Source organism: Pedobacter hiemivivus (genome assembly GCF_004331685.1).
Classification (GTDB): domain Bacteria; phylum Bacteroidota; class Bacteroidia; order Sphingobacteriales; family Sphingobacteriaceae; genus Pedobacter; species Pedobacter hiemivivus.
This window is the reverse complement of the sequence record NZ_SJSM01000005.1, coordinates 332,213-355,453: the sequence shown is the minus strand read 5'-3', so window position 1 is coordinate 355,453 and position 23,241 is coordinate 332,213. Positions and strand designations below refer to the sequence as shown.

Here is a 23,241-nt window from a genome sequence, read left to right as displayed (position 1 = left end):
TTGCTTTATACTAAACTCAGAGCAAAGCCAGCGAAGCGTCTTTGTAGCCGAAAAATTCCAAATACAAAAAGAAAGGCCACCTGTGATGGAACAGGTGGCCTTTCGCTAAAAACTTAAGAAATTACTATTTACCAGCTTTTTTAACTTCTACTGGTTTTGCATCAGCTTTGGCAGTAGTTGCAACAGCTTTTTTAGCTGCTTTTTTGTGCTTATGTTTAGCTGTTTCAGTTGTAGCAGTTGCAGGTTTGGCAGCTGGAGTAGTGTTTTGTGCGAATGCGCCGAAAGTTGTTGCAACTAATGCTAGCGCTAAAATTGTTCTTTTCATGTTATAATTTATTTAGTGTTTTTTGTTATATCAAAGTTGCATACACTAAATGAAGATTTGATGAAGAACAATTTAGTTGGGAAAAACAATGCGCACCTGCGTCCCTTGGCCCTTTTCTGAGGTGATATCGATTTTGATTTCGTGAAAAGCAGCAATACTTCTTACGATGGCCAGGCCAAGTCCGTGGCTATCTTCTTTTTCTGATTGTAGTTTTTCAAACCGGATGAACGCATTTTGAACGAGTTTCGGATTCATCCCACGGCCGGTATCAGCAATCACAAGGGTATAACCTTCTACGGAAGATTCGCTATAGATATCAACGGAGCCTGATGGCTTATTGTATTTGATAGCATTGTTGATTAAATTCATCAACAAGGTATGGAACAGTGACTTATTTCCGGTAAAGCTGTAATCTTCTGTAAGGTTAATGTGCATTTTAAGTTTCATCATCAACAGGCGATGTTCCAGTTCTTCATGGACTTCTTCTACAGTATGTTTTACAGAGATCGTATCAGTTTTCCCGTATTGGTGGTTCTCTACTTTAGAAATTAGTAACAAGCTATTTATTATCGCTTTTAAGCGGTTTAATGTTTTTAAACAGGCAAATAGTTTATTTTCTCCTTCAGGGCTTAGCTGCTCATCATTTAAGAGGTTTTCGAGCCTGGTATTGAGGATGGAAATAGGGGTAAGCAGTTCATGAGATACATTGGCGATAAACTCTTTTTCGGTCAAGAAAAGTGTCGCAATTTTATTCATCAGCACACTGATGCTCTGATCGAGTATTTTAAAATCGTCGGTACTGGTTTTTACAGGATGATAATTAAAATTAATGGGGTCGTTTACTTTATTCAGCTTTTGATCAATAATCTGGTAGAAAGGGCCTAGCAAGAATTGCATAAAGCTGAGATCAATAATTAGGGTAAGGATAACGGCCGCAATCAAGATTCCAAAGGTGAACATGGAAATGGTATGCTCCAATTGGGCTAAGGTGGACATGGTTTCGCCAAGTTCGAGCCTATAGCTCTTCCCTTCGTAGTTAAAGTCAGTAATTAGGATTTGAAATTCTTCCTGGTTCCCTTCAATACTACGTAGCTCCCGTAAAAACTTCTGCTTTATGGGATGATCTGTTTTTTTTATTTCCTTAAGAATGATGTATTCCTCACGTAGTAGGTTGTAGTCTGTAAATGTTTTTTGCAATAGTAGATCGTTTATCTCTACGTTGGAAAGATTGGCAATGAGTCGGATCTTTTTTTGTAACAGCCGATTTTGGATGTGATTGATCGAGATATGGTTGATAGAAACTAATATCAGGATCCCCAACACGGTAATAATGGCAATCTTGGTTAGGGTGTTATATAAAGCAAGTTTGAATTGTAATTTCATAGTGGCATTGCTTGTATAAAACTGAGCTATTATTTTTTAAAAATTAATCCGGTAACCAATGCTTCTCACGGTTTCAAACCAATCTATTGTGGCATGAGCAGCCAGTTTTTTACGAAGGTTTTTTACATGGACATCCACAAAGTTCGAATCAGAGTTTACTTCTAGTATATCTCCCCAAACATGTTCGGTAAGGTTAACTCTTGATATAACCCTGTTTTTGCTTAGGATTAGGTAATTAAAAATCTCAAATTCTTTGTTGGTTAAATTAATACGCTCCCCATCAAAACTCACTTTATGATTTTTAATATCTAGTGTAAAACCATGAACGTTTACCTCGTTCATTACGAGTTTATGCTTACGGCGGATGATGGCATGCATTCTGGCAAGAAGTTCCGTTAAGGAGAAAGGCTTTGGGAGGTAATCGTCGGCACCTGCTTCCAGACCTTTAATCCTGTCGTCCACATCACCACGGGCAGTAAGTATAATCACTGCATCTTCTCGTCCTGGCATTTTCTTTAGCTGGTGTAAAAGTTCAAAACCATCACCACCGGGTAGGCTAAGATCGAGCAGGATAAAATCGTAGGTGTTTACAAAGATTTTTTCTTCAGCAGATGATTTTTTCCAGGCATGTTCAATGGTGTAACCTTCTTTGCCCAGAAACTCGGCTATTTCTAAACCCAGTGTTTTTTCGTCTTCAACTATCAGGATATTCATTGGATAAAATAAAGCTTAATCGTATTAGAGCATGAAGCTAGGTAAAAAGAACTGATAAAAGAAAGAGCCTGTATCATTAAAAAAAAATGATCAGGCTCTTTTTTGTGCGTTCGTCATTCTGAATTTATTTCAGAATCTCTCCTTTTTTACTTCCAACCGCCACCAAGTGCTCTATACAAATTAACCACAGACTGTAATTTTTGAAGTCTGTCGTTGATGCTGCTAAGCTGAGCAGCTAATAAACTTTGCTCAGATGTCAATACGTCAGTATAATTTGTAGCCGAACTGTAGCGTAACAATTCTTTAGTAAAATCAACTGCTTTAGTTAATGAGGCAACCTGCTTTGCTCTTGTCGTTTCCTTTTGAGCTGCGGTCTGATAAGCAAAAAGGGCATCAGATACTTCCTGTCCGCCCGTTAATAGGCTTTGTTGGAAGCTATAAAATGCAATTTGCTGTTGTGCCTGTGCTGTTTTTAAGCGAGCCTTGTTCTGACCTTTGTTGAATATCGGTTGCGTAATACCACCAATTAAATTGTAGAATACCGAATTGTCGAAAAAGTTTTTCAGGCTCAAGCTTGATAAACCTGCATTTGCTGTTAAGGTTAAAGCAGGGTAGAAATACGCTTTAGCTACATTTTTATTCTCAAATGCAGCCCTGAAAGCAAATTCTGCAGCTTGTACGTCAGGTCTGTTTTGCAACAGTTGTGCCGATACGCCAGTTTGTAAATTGCTGTATGTAGTTTGCTGATCAAGTGTAGAAAGGTCTATTTTTCCCGGGCCTCTTCCTAAAAGTATGCTCAATGCATTTTCTGTTTCTCTGATATTTCTTTTCAGATCGGGAAGGGTTACTTGTGCGGCGTATAAATTGGCCTCACTTTGTACTACGGCTGCACCATTTACCACTGCACCTTCTTTTAAGGACTTCATGGTTTCTACATCTTTTTCTCTGATTTGGATGGTTTGCTCGGTAATAGCTAATTGCTTATCCAGTGCCAGTAAGTTGTAATAGCCATTGGCTATGTTGGCAATGAGCTGAGTTTGTACCGCTCTTTTTGCAGCATCGCTTTGCAATAATGAAGCATAGGCCGAGCGTTTTGCACTGCTCAGTTTGCCCCAAATGTCAGCTTCCCAGCTTGTACTTAACTGTGCTTTATAAGTTTGAGTTTCGGTATTGATGTTGATACCTGGAGGAAAGTTTAATGCTGCCCTTGATTGCTTAGCGTCCGTTACCGAAACATCGGCCGTTAAACTTGGCAATAAAGCGGCTCTACTTTGCAGTAGTGTCGCTTCAGCAATTTTAATTCTTTCTATGGCCTGTTTAAGGTCAAGATTTCCGCCTATACCTTCTTCAATCAGCGACTGCAATCCTGCGTCGACAAATAGCGTTTTCCATTGCAGATCAGCAATTGTAGTGCTGTCTGTACTCGTATTGCCACGGTATAAATCCTTACTGATTACAGCTGGACGCTCGTACTTCTTCGTTACACAGGCCGATAAGGTCAGTACGGAAAAGGCGATAATGAAATAATATTTATGATATCTGGTGTTCATGTTTTTTTAATTAGTGTTCGCGGGTGTCTACTTCAGGAAATGCAATGGTTTCCTGTATTGGGCCATATCCTTCATCAAAAGGTGATTTTTTGCTCACTCTTTCCTGTAGACTTTGGAAGACGATGAATAAGGTAGGAATTACAAATATCCCGAATATGGTTCCGATAAGCATACCACCTACAGCTCCTGTACCGATTGATTTATTACCTGCAGCACCTACTCCGGTTGATAGCATTAATGGTAATAGACCCAAAATAAAGGCGAAAGAGGTCATTAAAATAGGACGTAAACGAGCTGTAGCACCGCTAATGGCCGCACTTACAATGCTCATTCCTTTTCTTCGTCTATCTACCGCAAACTCCACAATCAAAATGGCATTTTTTGCGAGCAAACCGACCAGCATGATCAGCGTGATTTGGGTATAGATGTTGTTGTCTACGCCAAATATTTTATCGAATATAAATACACCGGCTAAACCAATTGGCAATGAAATTAGTACTGCTAATGGCAGGATGTAACTTTCGTATTGGGCACAAAGTAAGAAGTAAACAAATATTACACAAAGTAGGAAGATGTATATGGTTTGACTACCGCTTGACATCTCTTCACGTGATAAGCCTGAAAACTCATATCCATATCCTGCCGGTAAATGGATGGCTGCTTCTTCCTGTACCGCCTTTAGTGCATCACCAGAACTGAATCCGGCATTTGGACTTCCGGTTACGGAAATAGAGGTAAACAAGTTGAAACGTGATATTGCTTGTGGCCCATACACCTTTTTCAAGGTAATGAAATTGCTGATAGGAGCCATTTGTCCACTCGAATTTCTAACATATATGCTGTTTAACGTTTCCTGATTGGCACGGTAAGGTGCATCAGCCTGGTACATTACACGGTATTGCTTTCCGTACTTGTTAAAGTTGGAGGCGTAAACTCCACCGTAATAACCTTGCAATACGCCCAACACATCACTAACGCTTAATCCGGCTTGTTTTACTGTAGCTACATTTACGTCAATTTGATACTGAGGGAAATTAGGGTTAAACGAAGTTGAGGCATATTGAATTTCAGGTCTTTTGCTTAATGCGGCAAGAAATTCGTTTCCAATGGTGTTGAATTTGTTGATGTCGCCACCTGTTTTATCCTGTAACTGGAATTCAAAACCACCACTGGTACCAAATCCCTGGATAGTAGGAGGGGCAAAGAAGATTACTCTGGCACCTTTAACACCTGCAGTCTTAGCAAACAACTCACCGATAATTGCTTTTACATCTCGTTTACGTTCATTCCAGGGAATTAGTTTTCCAATTACCATACCGTAAGAACTTCCTGAACCACTAATCATGCTTCGGCCAACCACTGTTAATGAGTATTGGATCTCTGGGATAGTATGGGCAATGCTGTCAATTTGTTTAATGACAATGGCGGTTTGTTCTTGTGAAGTAGCCGGAGGTAATGAAATGTCGGACATAATAGTTCCCAAATCCTCATTTGGCACAAAACCTTTTGGGGTAGTGTTCATTGTCCAAACCAGTACAACAGCAAACAAGGCAATTCCTGCACCTGCAACCCATTTTCTTCGCGCTAAAAAGCTTACAGAACGTTTGTATCTGGTGGTCATGGCATCAAAAGAAGCATTAAATGCTGCATAAAAACGCTGCATGAAGTTCTTCTTTTTACCATGATCATCGGCATGAGGTTTCAATAATAAAGCACAGAGTGCCGGACTTAAGGTTAAGGCGTTAATTGCTGAAAGGATAATGGCAATGGCTAAGGTTAAACCAAATTGCTTATAGAATACACCTGATGAACCCTGGATAAAACTTACCGGAATAAATACGGCCGCCATAACTAAGGTAATGGAAATAATGGCACCTGTAATGTCTTCCATGGCATCAATAGTCGCTTTTTTGGCTGAGGTATATCCATGATCGAGCTTGGCATGGACGGCCTCGACGACTACAATGGCATCATCCACCACAATACCAATGGCCAGTACCAATGCGAAAAGAGTAAGTAGGTTAATGGTAAAGCCAAATAAACTAAGGAAGAAGAACGTACCTAGAATGGCTACTGGTACACTGATGGCAGGGATTAAGGTAGACCGAAAATCCTGAAGGAAGATAAATACAACGATGAAAACCAGGATAAACGCTTCGATCAGGGTGTGAATTACCTTTTCTATGGATGCATCAAGGAAATCGTTCACGTTTACCAATGAGGTATAATGCACCCCTTTAGGGAAGGTGAGTGAAGCTTGATCCAGGATCTTTATGGAATTTTCGATTACTTCTTTTGCGTTTGAACCAGCTGTTTGGTTAATGGCTATACCTAATGCAGATTTCCCATTGAAGCGTACAGAACTGGCGTAACTTTGTGCACCCAATTCAATTCTGGCGATATCTTTTAATCGTAACAGTTGCCCATTACTGGCAGTTTTGATGATGATATTGCTAAACTCTACTTCATTTTTTAAACGGCCTGAGTATTTTAACACATATTGAAACGACTGGTCACCCTGCTCGCCAAACTGACCTGGAGCAGCTTCAATATTCTGCTCAGCAAGCGCTACACTTACATCATTGGGTACCAATCCGTAAGTAGCCATTACATCTGGTTTAAGCCAGATCCTCATGGTATAATCCATCAATCCAAATGCACTGGCATCACCAACTCCGTTAACACGTTTGATTTGTGGAATCAGGTTGATGTTGGCGTAGTTTTGCAAAAACTTCTGGTCGTAAGAAGCACTGTCGCTATAAATAGCGAAGATCAATACGTTACTGGCTTGTTTTTTTGCCGTAGTTACACCAGCTCGAGTTACCTCTGCAGGTAGTAAACTACTTGCCCTGGCCACCCTGTTCTGTACGTTTACCGCTGCCAGATCTGGGTTTGTACCCAATTTAAAGTTGATGGTAATGGTGGCAGTACCATCATTACTTGCAGTAGAGGTCATGTAAGTCATGTCCTCTACACCATTAATTTGTTCTTCTAGCGGGATCACCACACTATTTAGTACCACGTCGGCATTGGCACCCTGATAAGAGGCGGATACCTGTACTGTTGGTGGTGCAATTTCCGGATATTGAGATACGGGTAAGGTGATTAAGCCCAACACCCCAAGTATTACAATGATAATGGATATTACCGTTGATAAAACTGGTCTTTCTATAAATTTCTTAAACATATATTCTATTTCAGCAGGTTATAAAAACCAGATTATTTATTGTTAAGGTCAGCATAAACTGAATCTGCATTTTTCTCTTCGGGTTTAATTTCTGAACCGTCTTTTAGGGATTGGAAGCCTTCCATTACGATTTTATCGCCTGTTTTTAATCCTTTGGTTACGACGAAGAAGTTGCCTTTGGTCAATTCCATCACTTCAATTTCTGTGTTTTTGACCAGGCCTTTTTCACCCAGTACATACACGAATTTTTTACCTTGTAAATCGATGGTAGATTTTTGAGGGATAAGGATTACATTTTCCAAATGTTGAGGGATGCGTACAGATGCACTTGCACCGCTTCTTAAAAGGTTTATTGGGTTTGGAAATGTTGCTCTTAAGCTTGCAGAACCTGTTCCTGTATTGATCAATCCGTTTATAGATTGTACTTTACCATTTTCGGCGTAAGTTGTTCCATCGGCTAGTACCAGTGAAACGGCTGGAATGTTTTTCAGCTTTGCTTCCAGGCTTGTACCTTTATATTGACGAGAAAAGTCTAAAAGTTGCTTCTCATTTAAAGAGAAGTATGCATATACTTTAGATATGTTTGAAACGGTTGTTAGTGGGCTGGCACTGCTGCTGCTCACCAAGCTTCCTGTTTTGAAAGGAATGCTTCCGATTACTCCATCAACTGGGCTGGTGATGTGGGTATAGCCTAAATTTACTTTTGCATTCACCAGTTCTGCCTTAGCTTGTGCCAATGCTGCTTTTCTGCTTTGTAGGGTTAGCATAGCTGCATCAAGGTCGTATTTGCTGATGATGTCTTTTTCAACTAGTGGTTTTGTTTTGTTCACTTGTAGTTGTGCTGCGTTTACATCGGCTTCGGCACTGCTTATTGCTGCTGATGCAGTTCTAACTTGCTGCTCGTATTGTGGCGCGTTGATGTTAAAAAGTGGCTGACCTTTTTTAACGGTAGCACCTTCATCAACGAATATTTTTTCAATAAAGCCGTCAACTTTTGGCCTGATGTCTACATTTTGAATTCCTTCTAGTGTAGCAGGGTAGTCTGTCTCTAATGAAGTAGATTGGGCAGTTAAAGCTACTACAGGGTACGATTGCACCTGACCAGCAGGAGGTCCTGCCTTTTTTTGATCGCCATTTCCACATGAAGCGATCATCAACAATGCAGGAAGTAGTAAGTAAAGAGAGTGGATTCTAGTTTTCATATTTATATATTGTAGTATTTAAGGGAATATTAGTTCAAAAATTAATTGTTTTCGCTCTTCCATCAGGGCGGTGTACTCTTCGTCATTCAGGCCAAATAGTATTTTATTTAGAGGAGCAGTAACCATTGGGTAAGCCATTAGAGAAAAAAGATTGATGGTGAAATGTCTTGGGTTCATTGTTTTTATCGTTCCCTTGTCCATTTCCCGTTGTATCTCTTCTAAAAAAGCATTTGCCTTTTGGGCTCTCGATTTTTTTGCAGTGATTACATCGTGTCTGTTCATTTGTGTAATGATAAACAGCTCGCGGTAGGGGAAATGCATAGCCTCTTTAAGGAATACCGAAATGAGGTTCTCTATCTTTTTCTTGAATGGCGTAGGAGCGTCCATTACTTCATCGATCATCTTTAAAAAGGCATCCTGAGCCTCATTAAATACCTGATCGAATAAGGCATCTCGTGATCGGAAGTAATAATTTACAAGTGTCCGATTCACACCTGCGGCATCCGCAATCTCTTGTGTAGTAGCGTGGAACTTGCCTTCTGCAAAAAAAAAGGTGCTTCGCAGTATCCTTAATTAACTGCTCCGTTCCTGTATCTCTGTTGGTCATTAAATTGAGTTTGACAAAATTGTTAAACAAAAGTATTAATCCAGTATTTAGATTAAAACATGGGAATGTAATGTTTAGGTTATGATTGGTTTTGTAACCAAATAATTGCAGAGAAATAGGAGGAGCTGTATGGGAGTAATGGGATTAACCTAAGCGATTAGAAGGTTGAAATCGTGGTATCACAAATTGTGATACCATCCTGAAAGCTCGTGGGAGGACTCAAAGCATTTCGCATGAGGCGAAAAAGTATCGGTTATCAGGTTGTCGCAAATTGCGACAACCTCTGAATATTCAAATATGAACCTTAAGGCAACTGCTGATGCACCATATCCAGTGCAAAGTCAAGTTGCTCTGCTTCCGTAAGGTCTGTATTATCTAAGATAATCGCATCATCAGCTCTGGTTAGCGGACTTTCCTTGCGGGTAGTATCAGCGTAATCCCTATGTGCCAGATTCTCAAAAACATCCTCCAGACTAGTCGTCGTATCACCTTTACTCTGTAATTCTTTAAAACGACGTTCTGCTCTTATTTTAGGATCGGCAGTCATGAAAAATTTAACCGGGGCATCAGGAAATACAGTTGTCCCAATGTCACGACCATCCATCACTATGTTTTTGGATTTCCCCATTCGTTGCTGCTGTTTCACCATTTCCCTGCGCACTTTCTTATTCGCAGAAACTTCACTTACCGTTGTAGAAACTGGCATCTGTCTGATTTCTTCAGACACCTCTTCACCGTTGAGGGTGATGTGCGACTGATAATCTTGAGAATGAAAGTTCAATTCTATATGTCCAAGAGCATAATCTACTGCTTCTGGATCATTTACATTAACATGGTTACGGATAAAGTATAAAGTTACGGCACGGTACATGGCTCCACTGTCAATATAGATAAAGCCCAGTTTTTTAGCCAATGCTTTGGCTAGGGTGCTCTTTCCACAAGAGGAATAGCCATCTATCGCTACAACGAGGTTTTTTCTCATAGGCCAGCAAAGTTAATATTTTGGAGAATTGTTTAGTATGAAATTTTTATTAAATCCTAAACATATGTTTATGTTTGCAGCATGTTACCCAGCAGAGAAGATATATTAAAGACAGTTACATTCAAAACTTCACGTAGTGGGGGTAAAGGCGGACAAAACGTTAACAAGGTTTCCAGTAAAGTAGAACTGATCTTCAACATAGCCGAAGCATCCTTTTTTACAGACGAAGAGCGCCTATTGCTAACAGAAAGATTGGAAGGACGTATGGATCAGGAGGGTAATATCCATGTGGTGTCGCAAGAAGATCGAAGTCAGCTTTTAAACAAGGAAAAGACGATTGCGAAATTGCTCATCTTACTTAAAGCCGGATTACACGTACAGAAAAAGAGAAAGCCTACCAAAATCCCTAAAGCTGTGATCAGGAAAAGGCTGGAAAACAAACAATCCACATCCACTAAAAAAGTATCTAGAAAACGGCCTCAGTTAGATTAAAATTAGCATTGGCTAAACGGGATCAATTAAAGCGATAAAACATGCTGATTGAGCCGTATTGATGTGCTTTAGCTGTACTCTTTACTTCTTTAGTTTTAAAGATCATCCCAAAGTCGACAGTAAACCGTTGAGAACTGTAGTTGAAGCCAACTTGTTGGGCAAATACAATAGGTTTAACACCAAAAGTAACCGGATCATTGTTGTTGAACATACTGCCTTGAATAGTGGCATCGTAAGCAACAAAGTTTAACTGTGGCTTAGCATAAAAGAAGACCTCTCTTTTTACCAGCGCTTTGGTTTTTGGATTGTTGCCAATTACCGCATTGGTATAGGCAGAGTTGAAAAGCTGGTTAAGTCCACCTGCTCTGAATAAAATACCGGCACCAGCACCACTAAATGTAGTTCCTGCATTGGCATATCCCTCAAAAGAAAAATCTGTTGCCTTGTTTGATGAACGATGTAGCAACCTGGTATACTGAGCAGAAAGGTTTAAGGTTACCGCATTTTTGATTTGGTATTCCCAACCGCCAAGCTCATAAAAGCCAACGGTGTTATGTAGTAATTCCTGTCCGTCTTCGGCAAGAGAATTAGGACCAGTGGCACCTATTTCCGCACTAACTTTTAAAATGCGCTCATTGGTATGAAACCAGCTCAACGCTCCACCAGCATATAAGTAACCTGCGAATGGACGGTCCTGTCTGGCCGGGTCTGGCGCGGAGCCAGAGTATGGGTTGTATATTTCTTGCCCCGCAGTAATTTCGTAAATCTTTTTTTCTAATCCTACTTTTAAGGTTTGTTGATCCAGTGCCCTTCTATAATGTATAAATAAACCATTGGTGTAATAACGATCGGAGCCCTGAGCAAGGTAGGAATCATTGTCGCTGCGGAATCCAAATTCGTTTTTATAAGTCTGCCCATAAGAATTGATACTCAATAGGGAAATGGTGGTCAGGGCAAGGAGTAGTTTTTTCATCCGTTGTTTCGTTATTCGGTTGCTGGTTATGCTGTAAAGTTATCAGATTTGGCATTAGTTTTAAAAGAAAAAGCGTTCAGAATTTCTGAACGCTTTTTAGATATAGTTTTTCCCTGCTGATTAAGCTATTCGCTGCTCTTAGGAAGGGCAGTTCTAACCGTCAGATTTTGTGGGTTTTTTACCTTTTCTTTAGTCAAAGCAAGATCAATCACCTCTTTCATTTCAGAAACGTAATGGAAACGAAGGTCTTTGATATAGCTTTCTTTGATCTCTAGAATATCCTTCCTGTTTGATTTACATAAAATGATGTCTTTTATGTTAGCACGCTTAGCAGCAAGTATTTTTTCTTTGATACCGCCCACAGGTAATACCTTACCTCTAAGCGTAATCTCGCCAGTCATGGCCAGGTTAGATTTTACTTTACGTTGTGTAAAGGCTGATGTTAGGGCAGTAAGCATAGTTATACCTGCCGAAGGGCCATCTTTAGGAGTAGCACCAGCAGGAACGTGAACGTGTACATCAAATTGGTCAAACAAGGCGTATTCAATACCAAAAAGCTCAGCATGAGCGCGTAAATAAGCAAGCGCAATAACTGCAGACTCTTTCATCACCTCACCCAGGTTTCCTGTCAGGGTTAGTTTTCCTTTACCCGGACTTAAGCTAGCCTCAATAAATAGAATATCACCACCTACAGATGTCCAGGCTAAGCCAGTTACCACACCAGCAACTTCATTGCCTTCGTATAGGTCTTTGTCGTATATGGGAGCCCCTAAAATGCGCTCTACGTCATCATTAGTCAAGTTTGGGTCATAGGTTTCTTCCATAGCAATTTTAGTAGCTACACCTCTTACCAGTGACCCGATCTTTTTCTCCAATCCACGTACTCCAGATTCCCTGGTATAATCCTCAATCACTTTTTCAATTAATGCGCCTTTTAAAGCGATATCCTTGTTTTTTATGCCATGTATATCCTTTTGCTTAGGTAAAAGGTATTTTTTAGCAATCTCTATCTTTTCTTCAATGGTATATCCATTTACTTCAATAATCTCCATTCGGTCTAACAAGGCCGGTTGAATAGAGCTTAGTGAGTTGGCAGTGGCAATAAACAACACGTGAGACAGGTCATAATCTGCTTCTACATAATGATCATTAAATGCACTATTTTGCTCAGGATCCAATACTTCCAGCAAAGCTGAAGAAGGGTCGCCCCTAAAGTCTGATCCTACTTTATCAATCTCATCGAGTACAAAAACTGGATTGGCAGCACCTGCTTTTTTAATAGATTGAATGATACGACCAGGCATAGCACCTATATAAGTTTTTCTATGACCACGGATTTCAGCCTCATCTCTTATGCCGCCTAAAGCCATACGTACGTATTTACGGTTTAGCGCTTTGGCAATTGATTTTCCAAGAGAGGTTTTACCAACCCCCGGAGGACCTACCAAACAAAGGATAGGGGCTTTCATATCGCGTTTAAGTTTTAGCACAGCTAAATACTCAATAATACGCTGCTTTACTTTTTCTAGTCCAAAATGATCTTTATCAAGTACACGCTGTGCGCGTTTTAAGTCGAAATTGTCTTTGGTAAAATCATTCCAAGGCAAGTCTAGTAAAAGTTCCAGATAGTTGATCTGTACCGAATAATCAGGTGCAGCAGGGTTCATGCGACCCAATTTCTCTAGTTCTTTATTAAAGTGTGTAGCAACCTGAGGTTCCCATTTTTTCTTTTTTGCACGGTTTTCTAACGCCTCATACTCCAGATCTGATGAGTTGCCACCCAATTCTTCCTGTATAGTTTTTAGCTGCTGGTTTAAGAAATAATCTCTTTGTTGTTTGTCAAGATCTACACGTACTTTACTCTGAATTTGATTCTTCAATTCAAGCATTTGTAGTTCAAGCGTCAACAATTCCATGGCCATCATTGCACGTTCACGCAAGTTTGTCATTTCCAGCATCTTTTGCTTGTCAGCAACATCTGCATTCATGTTTGAAGAGATGAAGTTGATCAGGAAAGAAGTGCTTTCTATGTTCTTAAGCGCAATACCTGCTTCACTTGGAATATTTGGTGACAGCTGGATAATCTGGCTAGACATTTCCTTAATAGAGGCTACCAGGGCTTTAAATTCCTTATCGGCTTTAAACTTGGATTCCTCAAATTTGCTGATAGTTACCTTAATATACGGCTCAGACTGCACCTCTTCCAATAAACGGAAGCGTTGCTTGCCCTGTATAATTACCGTAGTGTTGCCATCAGGCATTTGCAGCATTTTAATGATATGAGCTACCGTACCTACAGGATTTAATTCCTCAAATGTAGGATCCTCGATAGAAACATCGCGTTGTGAAACCACGCCAATGATCCTGTCGCCCTTATAGGCCTCTTTGATTAGTTTTATAGATTTATCTCTTCCTACGGTAATAGGGATCACCACACCTGGGAAAAGTACAGTATTCCTAAGTGGAAGAATGGGTAAGATCTCTGGAGTATCTTCGTTATTCATCTCATCTTCATCTTGTTGAGACATCAAAGGAAAGAATTCAGTATCTTCATTTATGATAGGAAGTGCGTTGCTAAAATCGAATTGATCTCGTTTACTCATTAAATAAGTCTTTCTTAAATAAAAACGACAATCTGACAGCATGTCGTTTAAAAATTATTAATTGTGTGATACTGGGATAATTTCAACTCCTGTGCCAAAATGAAATTTGCAGCAATTCCCTGTTAAAAAGTCATGCCTCAATAATAATTAATTATTAAATCATAATTTGAATTATTTAGCGTTTAAGTTAGATATTTGCAAATGGTATGATAGTTGTCTATATCTAACCTTTTAAATATATTTATTTTTAAATAAAAGTTAATGAACTACTTCAAGCAAACAGTCTTATTGTTATTTGTTTTTTCTGCAACCACTACATTCGCACAAAATAGTGGCTATGATAAATTGGGCATGCAGGCCATGATGAAGGGTGATTATAAAGGCGCTGTGAATCAGCTTGAAAAGGCAGATACAAAAAATCCTAATAACGCTAACGTGTTGAAAATGTTGGGGTATTCTTATTTTCAGTGTGGCGATTTTGAAAATTCTATAGATACTTACAGTCGTTTGATTACTGTAAAACCTTCAGATTATTCTGCCTATTATTACCGTGGTAAGGCTAGACAAAATGTTGCAAATGATCCTAAGGAATCATTAAACAATATGCGTGAGAGTTTTTATCAGGCTGCCATTAAAGATTTCACAAAAGCAATAGAAATCAATGGGGAAGAAGATGCTCAATTGCTACAAAATAGGGCATTGGCTTATAAAGATTACGCGATTTATAAATCTTATAAAATTAAAACCAAAGCGGAAAAGGCAGGGTGTGTAGCTTTATTTAATAATTCTGTAGCCGATTTTCAGAAGGTTTTGCTAGTTCAGCCACAACGAAAAGATATTCTTTCGTTGATTGATTATGTTAAAGCACAAGTTACCAGTTTGAAATAAACTGGCTTTTAAAGCAAGTGAAACAGAGTCTGTATTATAAAGCGGTCGTCATTCTGAATTTATTTCAGAATCTCGCACCTGCAAAGCCACCTTTCTCTTGAGTGATTCTGAAATAAATTCAGAATGACGACAGTGCAAATAAAAAAAGGATGTTCATTTGAACATCCTTTTTTTATTTAAACCTTCCGGTAACACTGTAATTCTTTTCAGCCATCAGTTTAATATGCTGCTTTTTATTGATCCGATACAGACTGTCAGGATAATAAGAAAGCGTGTCCGCAGAACTATAAAGCATATTGCTGTTTTTTACCAGGATTCGGATACCAAATATATGACCATCTTTTTTGGTGATCAATACTTCCTTTACTGGTACTTTTTTATTGTCCGAAGTATAAAGCTCCTGTGCGTTGGTTTTATCTGTGCTAAACAAACCTTTCCATGCATTTCTGTTGATTTCTGAGTCAGAAAAGATAGATAGTTCCTTAGCCCAGTCTGGAACATGGATTTTCTTGGTTTCAGTAGCACCATTCACCTCAACAGTTTTCGTTAGCAAAGGATTACTCTTGTTAAGGCGCAAGGCCTCTTTCTCAAAATAACCTTTAACATCAAAATAATTCAAAGCACCATTTTGACTTTTAACAGCCGGGTTACAGCTGTAAAAGGTCAAAACGATACCCAATAGCCAAAAGGTTTTTCTCATTATACCAAGCTATTGCCGGTCATGATTGCCGGTTTAGGAATGTCCATTATAGTTAATATGGTAGGAGCGATGTCGCCAAGTTTACCATCAGCTACACTGGTGTAGTCTTTATCTATTAAAATACAAGGTACCAGGTTAGTGGTATGAGCTGTGTTTACAGAACCATCATTGTTGACCATAAATTCGGAATTACCATGATCGGCAAGGATGATAAACGAATAGCCGTTTTCAATTCCTTTATTTACTACGATCTCCGCACAGCTATCTGCAGTTTCGACAGCTTTAACCACAGCGTCAAAAACGCCTGTATGTCCAACCATATCTGGGTTAGCAAAGTTTAAACATACAAAATCTGGCCATCTGGTTTCAAGTTCTTTACAAATGGCTTCCGTAATTCCGGCAGCACTCATTTCTGGTTGTAAGTCGTAGGTCGCAACTTTTGGAGAAGGGATCATAATCCTTTTCTCGTTTTCAAATACCTGCTCGCGGCCGCCAGAGAAGAAGAAAGTTACGTGTGGGTATTTTTCTGTTTCTGCAATGCGGATTTGATTCTTATGGTGTTTTTCTAGTACTTCACCCAAGGTTTCCGAAAGATCGTCTTTTGTAAACATCACCTTTACATTGTCGAAATTCTCATCGTAAGTGGTCATGGTTACATAATAAAGAGGGAGCTTATGCATACCAAAATCAGGATAATCATTCTGAGTAAGTACAGCCGTAATCTCTCTACCACGATCCGTTCTATAGTTAAAGCAAATAACCACATCACCAGGTTGTATGGTAGCAACTGGTGCGCCGTTGGCTTGAGTGATTACTATAGGTTTTATAAATTCGTCAGTTATTCCGTCTTTGTAAGATTGTTCAACCGCTGTAACTGGATCACTAGTCGCTTGTCCAACACCTTTAGTCAGCAAGTCGTATGCTTGTTTAACTCTTTCCCAGCGGCTATCTCTGTCCATTGCATAATAACGGCCAATTAAGCTGGCAATTTTAGCAGAAGTACTTTGTAAATGATGGTCAAGATCTTTGATGAAATTAAGTCCCGAGTTTGGATCCGTATCTCTTCCATCCATAAAAGCATGGACAAATACATCTTTTAAGCCTTGCTCAGTCGCGGCATCGCATAAAGCTTTTAAGTGGTTGATGTGAGCGTGAACTCCACCATCAGAAGTCAATCCAATAAAATGAACAGCTTTATTATTGTCCTTAGCATAATTGAACGCGTCAAGCAGTACTGGGTTTTGATGAAGGGTTCTGTCGCTGATCGCTTTGTTGATCCTTCCCAATTCCTGATATACAACTCTACCAGCTCCAAGATTCATGTGGCCAACTTCAGAGTTGCCCATTTGTCCTGCCGGTAAACCTACTGCTTCACCAGATGCTTCGAGTTTTGAGTTTGGGTAGTTTTGGATTAAAGAATCAAAAAAAGGGGTGTTGGCTGCATAAGCTGCATCAGAGCTATCTTGTTTTCCATATCCCCAGCCATCAAGAATTAATAGTACTACTTTTTTATTGTTCATTAGTGGTTCGCTTTGTTTTAATGTATTATTGAACTTAACAAATATAAGTCTATTGTGCCTTTTTTTTGAACCAATTTCTTTTTTATGATCTATTAATGGCATAATTTATGCTGACTCCTACGTTTAGCTATATAGAGATGATAAAGCCCCTTCTTTTTTTATTTGTTTTTTTTACTCAATTCCCCTCTTATACGCTTCAAGGCGATATTATAGATAATCTATCGGCACATTTTAAAGCTGGGAATGCAAAAGAGATCGCGGCAAATTTCGCTTCATCTGTAGAATTAATCGTCATCGACGATGAAGATGTATACTCTAAAGCTCAGGCAGAGCAGATCCTAAGAAACTTTTTTTCTAAAAATCCACCTATTAAATCATCTGTTATACACCTCATTAATACCAACCCAAATTTCAGGTTTGGCATACTTTCTCTACATACTAAAAATGGGAAATTCAGGGTTTCAATCACCCTAAAAAAATCATCAAATGCTTTTTTTATTACAGAATTAAGGATAGAGCCTGATAAATAATGGTAAAAATGCTATTTTTGGGTTTAAATATTAATTTTGGATAAACAAGTCATAGACCAATTTATAAAGAATGCTATTGCCGAAGATTTAGGCGACGGCGATCATACCTCCCTTTCTACCATTCCTGCCAATGCACAAGGCAAAGCAAAACTGCTGATTAAAGAAGCAGGTATCATCGCTGGAGTGGAGCTTGCACTCGAAATTTTTAAGCAAGTAGATGCAGACCTGACTACAGAAGTATTTATTAATGATGGTGCTGAAGTGAAAGTAGGAGACATTGCTTTAACCGTTTCAGGAAATTCTCAATCCATTCTGCTTGCAGAACGTTTGGTGTTAAATTGTATGCAGCGCATGAGCGGTATTGCAACCAAGACCAATCATATTGTAAAAATGCTTTCAGGCTATCATACTCAATTGTTAGATACGCGCAAAACTACACCAGGTTTAAGGTATTTGGAAAAGTGGGCAGTACGTATTGGCGGCGGAGTAAACCATAGAATTGGTTTATACGATATGATCCTGATCAAAGACAATCATGTTGATTATGCTGGCGGAATTGCTAATGCCATTCATGCAGCCAATCAATATTTAAAGGAAAAGAGCAAACAATTGCAAATAGAAATTGAGGTAAGAGATCTTTCAGAACTTGATCAGGTACTTGAAACCGGTCATGTAAACAGGATCATGCTTGATAACTTTAGTTTCAGTAATTTGAAAGTAGCAGTTAATAAGATCAATAAACAGTATATTACAGAAGCATCTGGCGGTATTACAGAGGAAAATGTAACAGAATATGCAGCCTGCGGTGTAGATTATATATCTATGGGTGCATTAACGCATTCTGTTAAGAGTTTAGACATGAGTTTAAAAGCCTATTAGGTCATGATTTCTATCTATTCTATTTCGGCGGTTATTTTAGCCTATTTATTTGGTTCTATACCTACTGCGGTTTGGTTGGGCCAAGCATTTTATGGTGTTGATGTAAGGGAGTATGGAAGTGGGAATGCTGGTGCAACCAATACCTTCAGGGTTTTGGGTAAAAAAGCCGGTATTGCCGTGATGACCATAGATATCGCAAAAGGATACACCGCAACCAAATTGGCCTATTTTATAGGACTATCCGTTACCGGGCCACAAAATTCTGCACAATTTGTTAATTATGAACTGGCATTAGGTGTTACAGCCGTTATGGGCCATTTGTTCCCAATATTTGCTGGTTTTAGAGGTGGCAAAGGAGTGGCTACACTTTTTGGAATGATTTTGGCAGTTAACTTCCCCGCAGCAATGCTTTGTGTTCTTGTATTTATTACGATATTATTGATTACAAAATATGTATCATTAAGCTCCATATGTGCTGGTTTTACCTTCCCACTGAGCATTGTGTTCTTATTACATTCATCAATAAAGTCTGAAGTTTTATACGGTATGTGTGTTTGTGTACTCATTTTAGTCACACATCAAAAAAATCTGGAAAGACTGTTAATGGGCAAAGAATCCAAGGTATACCTGTTTAAGAAGAAAACGAATTAAACTAAAACTTATGAAAAAAATATTTATTGTAGGTGTAACCGTAATAGGGTTAGCCTTCTCATCCTGCACTACAGTTCCTTTAACAGGACGTAGCAGATTGAACCTGGTAAGTGATGATCAGGTTTTGCCAATGGCATTCCAAGCCTATAGCACATTCCTAACCGAAAATAAAAACGCTGTATTGCCTGCATCTAATGCACAAGCATCAAAGGTTAAAATGGTTGGCAACAAGCTTATTGCTGCAGTAAAAACCTATATGAACAACAACAACTACGGTAACCTGATTAAAGATTACCAATGGGAGGTGAACCTTGTTCAAAGTAAAGAACTGAACGCCTGGTGTATGCCGGGAGGGAAAATAGTAGTATATAGCGGTATTCTTCCTGTTACCAAGGATGATGCGGGTTTAGCTACAGTAATGGGGCACGAGATTGCTCATGCTATTGCTGGACATAGTGCTGAACGGATGTCTCAGGAGATGGCTTCACAAGGGCTTGGGGCTTTAGGCTCGGGACTTTTGTCAAATAATCCTAAGAGCCAAGGCGTATTTAATACGTTGTATGGAGTAGGTACGCCATTGGTTATGCTTAAATATTCGCGTAATCAGGAATTGGAAGCAGATAAATTGGGCTTGATCTTTATGGCTATGGCTGGTTATAATCCTAATAATGCGACTGCTTTCTGGCAAAGAATGGCTACAGCCTCGGCTGGTGGGCAGAAGCCTGCTGAGTTTTTAAGTACTCACCCAAGTGATGCTACACGTATTGCCCAAATACAAAGGGATATACCAGAAGCAATGAAGTATTACAAACCTTAAAAGGGATTAAAATTATAAGGATAGGCTACCAATTATGGTGGCCTTTTTTTATGGCTTCAAGGTTTGAATGATAGCCGAGGCTTTCAGCATACATTCTTCGTATTCAGCATTCGCATCGGCAGCGTAGGTAATGGCGCCACCAACCTGGAAGGATAGGTATTCTTTTGCTGCATCATACAGGATGCTGCGAATGATCACATTGAAATCAAAATCAGCTTCAGGGGTAATGTAGCCAAATGCACCTGAGTATGCTCCACGCTTGCTAAATTCATATGCTTCTATCAGCTGCATTGCTTTTACCTTAGGAGCACCAGTCATGGAGCCCATCGGGAAAGTATGCCGTATGGCATCTATAAAATGAATTTCAGGATTTATCGTACAGCTAATGGTTGATATCATCTGGTATACTTGTGGGAACCCGTAGATTCCAAAAAGTTCCTCAACTTTAACACTCCCGTTTACTGCTGCTTTGGTCAGGTCATTTCTTACCAGATCCACAATCATTACATTTTCGGCTTGTTCCTTCGCATTTAACCTCAGAGCCGCTTTAATTTGTAAATCTGTTGTTTGATCTGCACTGCGTTTAGCTGTGCCTTTAATGGGCTGAGAAATCAACTTGTTCCCTCTTTTACATAAATACCTTTCCGGACTGGCCGAAAGGATATACTGGTCTTTTATTTTAAAGAAACCAGCAAATGGAGTAGGAGAGAGCTTACATAGCTGTGTATAAATCTCAATAGGGTCGATAACTGCGTGCTCAGCGAAAAATTCCTGGCAAAAATTAACCTCATAAATATCACCGCGTGCAATATGTTGCTGTAGGGTTTCAACAGTCTTAAGATATACCTCCGTTGAAATTCTGTTTTGTATGTGGATGGTCGTCTTATCTATCGCAACTTCGTAGTTAAATTGATCAATAGTATCTATAACCTCTATTCCACCGATTAAAACTTCTACCTGATCACCTTTAATAACGAGCAGGTATTTCGGAATAAAGAAAAACAATTCAGGAAAGTTGAGTGAGTCTGGGTTAGCCGATTCCAGCTGTTCTACTTCATTCTTTAGCTCATAGTTAAGCAATCCGAACATCCAGGTCTTTTGCTGATCATAAAAAGCCTTCAGGTCATTAAATTTATGGGCCGAGTTGGTGTTTAGTTCTTCTTTTGAACCCACAGCCAGCAGCAGATCAAATTTACTGTACTGATCTTTGTAGTCATTGGAGTCGAGGACACAACATACCTCAGCGGCAGCGGCCCATTTTAATGCTTTTTGTTTGAACGATGGTAGATCCGGAACTCTCATTTTAATTTGCGCAAATGTAACGCATTTATTTCTACAAAAAAGGGGCGGTAATCTTATTCAGAATACCACCCCTTTTTTCAATAGGATTGAAACCTTTAGTTTAATTCCAATGTTTGAACTCTATCTGGTCCAACAGAAAGGAATTTAACCGGTACTTGAAGTTCTTTTTCAAGGAAAGCGATGTAATCAGCAAGCTTAGCAGGAATGTCTGCTACTTTGTTTACTTTGGTTACATCTGTTTTCCAACCATCAATTGCTTTTAATACCGGAGTCGGTTTAACAGAAATGATGTCGTATGGCATATAATCGATGGTTTCACCATTGTGCTCATAATGTGTACAGGCATAGATGGTATCAAAACCGTCTAATACGTCTGCTTTCATCATGATCAGTTCAGTAACACCGTTCAACATGATTGCATATTTTAATGCCGGAAGATCAATCCATCCGCAACGACGGGCACGGCCTGTAGTTGCACCAAACTCATGACCAACCTGACGTAGGTTTTCTCCAACCTCATCATCCAGCTCAGTAGGGAAAGGACCACCACCAACACGGGTACAATAAGCTTTAAAAATACCATAAACATGACCAATTTTATTAGGCGCAATACCTAAACCAGTACAAGCACCGGCAGTAGTCGTGTTTGAAGAAGTTACAAAAGGATAAGAACCGAAATCGATGTCCAATAATGTTCCTTGGGCACCTTCAGCCAATACCTTTTTTCCTTCTTTTAGGAAACCATTTACATAGTGCTCACTATCTACATGAGGTATGGTTTTGATGAATTCAATCGCTTCAAAGAAAGCAGCTTCTTTTTCAGCTAAATCGTATTCAAATTCGTAATGAGAAAGTATTTCTTTGTGTTTCTCTACCAGTTTATTGTAACGGTCTTTGAAATCAGGTAGGGTAGTATCACCAACCCTTAGGCCATTACGACCAGTTTTGTCCATATAAGTTGGACCAATACCTTTTAACGTAGAACCAATTTTATCTTTACCCATTTTTTGCTCATTTGCTGCATCCAGCAATTGGTGAGTAGGTAAAATAAGGTGTGCTTTACGGGCAATTACCAGTTTGCCTTTAGCAACAGGATCATGACCTGCTTTTTTCAGGTTATCTAATTCCCTTTTTAAAATGATGGGATCAATTACCACACCATTTCCAATCAGGTTCATTGTTTTTTCATTGAAGATACCTGAAGGTATAGTATTTAAAACAAACTTTTTGCCATCAAACTCTAAAGTATGGCCGGCATTCGGACCGCCTTGAAAACGAGCTATCAAATCATATTGTGGACTTAGTACATCAACAATTTTTCCCTTGCCTTCATCGCCCCATTGTAGGCCCAGAAGCACGTCTACTTGCGTCATTATTTAAATTTAAAAATGGAAATATTATATTGGTTAACTTGCATGTTTTATGTCAGCATTCTGACTGTTCATTGCTGCCTTAGCTGCACAATCGAAACAAACGCCATAAAGATTTAAAGAGTGGTGTTTGATTTCAAACTTCAATAGCTCACCAACCATACTTTGTATCTGTTGGATGCGTGGGTCGCAGAATTCTACAACTTTTGCGCAATCAATACAGATAATATGGTCATGCTGATGATAGCCATAAGACTTTTCAAACTGAGCCATGTTTTTACCAAACTGATGTTTAGTAACCAGGTCACATGAAACTAATAGCTCTAATGTATTGTATACTGTTGCCCTGCTCACACGATATTTTTGATTTTTCATGTGGATATAGAGGGTCTCTACATCGAAATGGTCATCTCTTGAGTAAATTTCTTCTAGGATGGCAAAACGTTCCGGTGTTTTTCTCAGATTTTTATTTTCGAGGTAGGCTTCGAATATTTTCCTAACCAACTCGCTGTTGTGATTTGTCGACATAGTTTTTAAACTCCTTTCAAAGGTATCAATTTTTTATA

Annotated in this window: 21 protein-coding genes; 6 read left to right on the top strand and 15 right to left on the bottom strand. The window is 39.2% G+C overall.

Going from position 1 to position 23,241, the window contains the following annotated elements; genetic code table 11:
- Nucleotides 1-124: 124 nt before the first annotated feature.
- The 8 genes from EZ444_RS11980 to cmk all read right to left on the bottom strand — a co-directional run bounded on the left by EZ444_RS11980 (nt 125) and on the right by cmk (nt 9,950).
- The gene (locus EZ444_RS11980; RefSeq protein WP_131609079.1) at nt 125-325 is read right to left on the bottom strand and encodes a hypothetical protein; all 201 of its coding nucleotides are present in this window, start codon (nt 323-325) and stop codon (nt 125-127) included.
- 72 nt (nt 326-397) lie between these two features.
- On the bottom strand, nt 398-1,708 hold the full coding sequence (locus EZ444_RS11975) for a sensor histidine kinase (RefSeq protein ID WP_131609077.1): 1,311 nt from the start codon (nt 1,706-1,708) through the stop codon (nt 398-400).
- A gap of 36 nt (nt 1,709-1,744) precedes the next feature.
- Entirely contained in the window at nt 1,745-2,422 is a 678-nt protein-coding gene (locus EZ444_RS11970) for a response regulator transcription factor (protein ID WP_131609075.1), read from the bottom strand.
- 146 nt (nt 2,423-2,568) lie between these two features.
- Nucleotides 2,569-3,972 carry an efflux transporter outer membrane subunit gene (locus EZ444_RS11965; protein ID WP_131609073.1) on the bottom strand — a complete coding sequence of 468 codons (1,404 nt, stop codon included), beginning with the start codon at nt 3,970-3,972 and terminating at the stop codon, nt 2,569-2,571.
- Between the two features lie 10 nt (nt 3,973-3,982).
- Complete coding sequence (locus tag EZ444_RS11960; protein WP_131609071.1) at nt 3,983-7,159, bottom strand: efflux RND transporter permease subunit; 3,177 nt, start codon at nt 7,157-7,159, stop codon at nt 3,983-3,985.
- Nucleotides 7,160-7,191: 32 nt separating this feature from the next.
- Entirely contained in the window at nt 7,192-8,361 is a 1,170-nt protein-coding gene (locus tag EZ444_RS11955) for an efflux RND transporter periplasmic adaptor subunit (protein ID WP_131609069.1), read from the bottom strand.
- 18 nt (nt 8,362-8,379) lie between these two features.
- The gene (locus EZ444_RS11950) at nt 8,380-8,853 is read right to left on the bottom strand and encodes a TetR/AcrR family transcriptional regulator (protein WP_262711256.1); all 474 of its coding nucleotides are present in this window, start codon (nt 8,851-8,853) and stop codon (nt 8,380-8,382) included.
- A gap of 419 nt (nt 8,854-9,272) precedes the next feature.
- On the bottom strand, nt 9,273-9,950 hold the full coding sequence (gene cmk, locus EZ444_RS11945) for a (d)CMP kinase (RefSeq protein ID WP_131609067.1): 678 nt from the start codon (nt 9,948-9,950) through the stop codon (nt 9,273-9,275).
- Between the two features lie 81 nt (nt 9,951-10,031).
- On the opposite strand from cmk, the gene arfB reads away from it, so the two are divergent.
- On the top strand, nt 10,032-10,442 hold the full coding sequence (arfB, locus tag EZ444_RS11940; RefSeq protein ID WP_131609065.1) for an alternative ribosome rescue aminoacyl-tRNA hydrolase ArfB: 411 nt from the start codon (nt 10,032-10,034) through the stop codon (nt 10,440-10,442).
- Nucleotides 10,443-10,464: 22 nt separating this feature from the next.
- On the opposite strand, the gene EZ444_RS11935 is transcribed toward arfB, so the two are convergent.
- Entirely contained in the window at nt 10,465-11,415 is a 951-nt protein-coding gene (locus EZ444_RS11935; protein WP_131609063.1) for a lipid A deacylase LpxR family protein, read from the bottom strand.
- Nucleotides 11,416-11,540: 125 nt separating this feature from the next.
- A complete protein-coding gene (lon, locus tag EZ444_RS11930; RefSeq protein WP_131609061.1) occupies nt 11,541-14,018 on the bottom strand; it encodes an endopeptidase La in 2,478 nt (825 codons plus the stop codon).
- A gap of 261 nt (nt 14,019-14,279) precedes the next feature.
- On the opposite strand from lon, the gene EZ444_RS11925 reads away from it, so the two are divergent.
- A complete protein-coding gene (locus EZ444_RS11925; RefSeq protein WP_131609059.1) occupies nt 14,280-14,906 on the top strand; it encodes a tetratricopeptide repeat protein in 627 nt (208 codons plus the stop codon).
- Nucleotides 14,907-15,078: 172 nt separating this feature from the next.
- Here EZ444_RS11925 and EZ444_RS11920 read toward each other — a convergent pair whose 3' ends face one another.
- Both EZ444_RS11920 and gpmI read right to left on the bottom strand, forming a co-directional pair.
- On the bottom strand, nt 15,079-15,606 hold the full coding sequence (locus EZ444_RS11920; RefSeq protein WP_131609058.1) for a hypothetical protein: 528 nt from the start codon (nt 15,604-15,606) through the stop codon (nt 15,079-15,081).
- Nucleotides 15,606-17,126 (bottom strand): 2,3-bisphosphoglycerate-independent phosphoglycerate mutase, encoded by a 1,521-nt coding sequence (gene gpmI, locus EZ444_RS11915; protein WP_131609056.1) that lies wholly within the window; start codon nt 17,124-17,126, stop codon nt 15,606-15,608. Before gpmI ends, EZ444_RS11920 begins: the two co-directional genes overlap by 1 nt.
- Nucleotides 17,127-17,263: 137 nt before the next feature.
- Between gpmI and EZ444_RS11910 the strand changes: the two genes are divergently transcribed.
- The 4 genes from EZ444_RS11910 to EZ444_RS11895 are packed head-to-tail and all read left to right on the top strand — an operon-like array spanning nt 17,264 to nt 20,003.
- Nucleotides 17,264-17,656 carry a DUF4783 domain-containing protein gene (locus EZ444_RS11910; RefSeq protein ID WP_225874705.1) on the top strand — a complete coding sequence of 131 codons (393 nt, stop codon included), beginning with the start codon at nt 17,264-17,266 and terminating at the stop codon, nt 17,654-17,656.
- Nucleotides 17,657-17,692: 36 nt separating this feature from the next.
- Nucleotides 17,693-18,535 carry a carboxylating nicotinate-nucleotide diphosphorylase gene (gene nadC / locus EZ444_RS11905; protein ID WP_131609052.1) on the top strand — a complete coding sequence of 281 codons (843 nt, stop codon included), beginning with the start codon at nt 17,693-17,695 and terminating at the stop codon, nt 18,533-18,535.
- A 3-nt stretch (nt 18,536-18,538) separates the two neighbouring features.
- A complete protein-coding gene (gene plsY, locus EZ444_RS11900) occupies nt 18,539-19,186 on the top strand; it encodes a glycerol-3-phosphate 1-O-acyltransferase PlsY (protein WP_131609050.1) in 648 nt (215 codons plus the stop codon).
- 10 nt (nt 19,187-19,196) lie between these two features.
- The gene (locus EZ444_RS11895; protein WP_131609048.1) at nt 19,197-20,003 is read left to right on the top strand and encodes a M48 family metallopeptidase; all 807 of its coding nucleotides are present in this window, start codon (nt 19,197-19,199) and stop codon (nt 20,001-20,003) included.
- Nucleotides 20,004-20,051: 48 nt separating this feature from the next.
- Here EZ444_RS11895 and EZ444_RS11890 read toward each other — a convergent pair whose 3' ends face one another.
- The 3 genes from EZ444_RS11890 to EZ444_RS11880 all read right to left on the bottom strand — a co-directional run bounded on the left by EZ444_RS11890 (nt 20,052) and on the right by EZ444_RS11880 (nt 23,203).
- Complete coding sequence (locus EZ444_RS11890) at nt 20,052-21,305, bottom strand: anthranilate synthase component I family protein (RefSeq protein WP_131609046.1); 1,254 nt, start codon at nt 21,303-21,305, stop codon at nt 20,052-20,054.
- Between the two features lie 95 nt (nt 21,306-21,400).
- On the bottom strand, nt 21,401-22,678 hold the full coding sequence (locus tag EZ444_RS11885) for an adenylosuccinate synthase (protein ID WP_131609044.1): 1,278 nt from the start codon (nt 22,676-22,678) through the stop codon (nt 21,401-21,403).
- Nucleotides 22,679-22,711: 33 nt separating this feature from the next.
- Nucleotides 22,712-23,203: a Fur family transcriptional regulator gene (locus EZ444_RS11880; protein WP_131609042.1), complete on the bottom strand. Its 492-nt coding sequence runs from the start codon at nt 23,201-23,203 to the stop codon at nt 22,712-22,714.
- Between the last annotated feature and the right edge of the window lie 38 nt (nt 23,204-23,241).

Coding starts and splice junctions, on each gene's coding strand:
- cmk (WP_131609067.1), bottom strand. CDS start 9,950: ATGAGAAAAAACCTCGTTGTAGCGATAGATGGCTATTCCTCTTGTGGA.
- EZ444_RS11880 (WP_131609042.1), bottom strand. CDS start 23,203: ATGTCGACAAATCACAACAGCGAGTTGGTTAGGAAAATATTCGAAGCC.
- plsY (WP_131609050.1), top strand. CDS start 18,539: ATGATTTCTATCTATTCTATTTCGGCGGTTATTTTAGCCTATTTATTT.
- EZ444_RS11890 (WP_131609046.1), bottom strand. CDS start 21,305: ATGAGAGTTCCGGATCTACCATCGTTCAAACAAAAAGCATTAAAATGG.
- EZ444_RS11980 (WP_131609079.1), bottom strand. CDS start 325: ATGAAAAGAACAATTTTAGCGCTAGCATTAGTTGCAACAACTTTCGGC.
- EZ444_RS11920 (WP_131609058.1), bottom strand. CDS start 15,606: ATGAGAAAAACCTTTTGGCTATTGGGTATCGTTTTGACCTTTTACAGC.
- EZ444_RS11910 (WP_225874705.1), top strand. CDS start 17,264: ATGATAAAGCCCCTTCTTTTTTTATTTGTTTTTTTTACTCAATTCCCC.
- EZ444_RS11885 (WP_131609044.1), bottom strand. CDS start 22,678: ATGACGCAAGTAGACGTGCTTCTGGGCCTACAATGGGGCGATGAAGGC.
- EZ444_RS11960 (WP_131609071.1), bottom strand. CDS start 7,159: ATGTTTAAGAAATTTATAGAAAGACCAGTTTTATCAACGGTAATATCC.
- EZ444_RS11925 (WP_131609059.1), top strand. CDS start 14,280: ATGAACTACTTCAAGCAAACAGTCTTATTGTTATTTGTTTTTTCTGCA.
- EZ444_RS11955 (WP_131609069.1), bottom strand. CDS start 8,361: ATGAAAACTAGAATCCACTCTCTTTACTTACTACTTCCTGCATTGTTG.
- arfB (WP_131609065.1), top strand. CDS start 10,032: ATGTTACCCAGCAGAGAAGATATATTAAAGACAGTTACATTCAAAACT.
- EZ444_RS11965 (WP_131609073.1), bottom strand. CDS start 3,972: ATGAACACCAGATATCATAAATATTATTTCATTATCGCCTTTTCCGTA.
- EZ444_RS11970 (WP_131609075.1), bottom strand. CDS start 2,422: ATGAATATCCTGATAGTTGAAGACGAAAAAACACTGGGTTTAGAAATA.
- lon (WP_131609061.1), bottom strand. CDS start 14,018: ATGAGTAAACGAGATCAATTCGATTTTAGCAACGCACTTCCTATCATA.
- EZ444_RS11935 (WP_131609063.1), bottom strand. CDS start 11,415: ATGAAAAAACTACTCCTTGCCCTGACCACCATTTCCCTATTGAGTATC.
- gpmI (WP_131609056.1), bottom strand. CDS start 17,126: ATGAACAATAAAAAAGTAGTACTATTAATTCTTGATGGCTGGGGATAT.
- EZ444_RS11895 (WP_131609048.1), top strand. CDS start 19,197: ATGAAAAAAATATTTATTGTAGGTGTAACCGTAATAGGGTTAGCCTTC.
- EZ444_RS11975 (WP_131609077.1), bottom strand. CDS start 1,708: ATGAAATTACAATTCAAACTTGCTTTATATAACACCCTAACCAAGATT.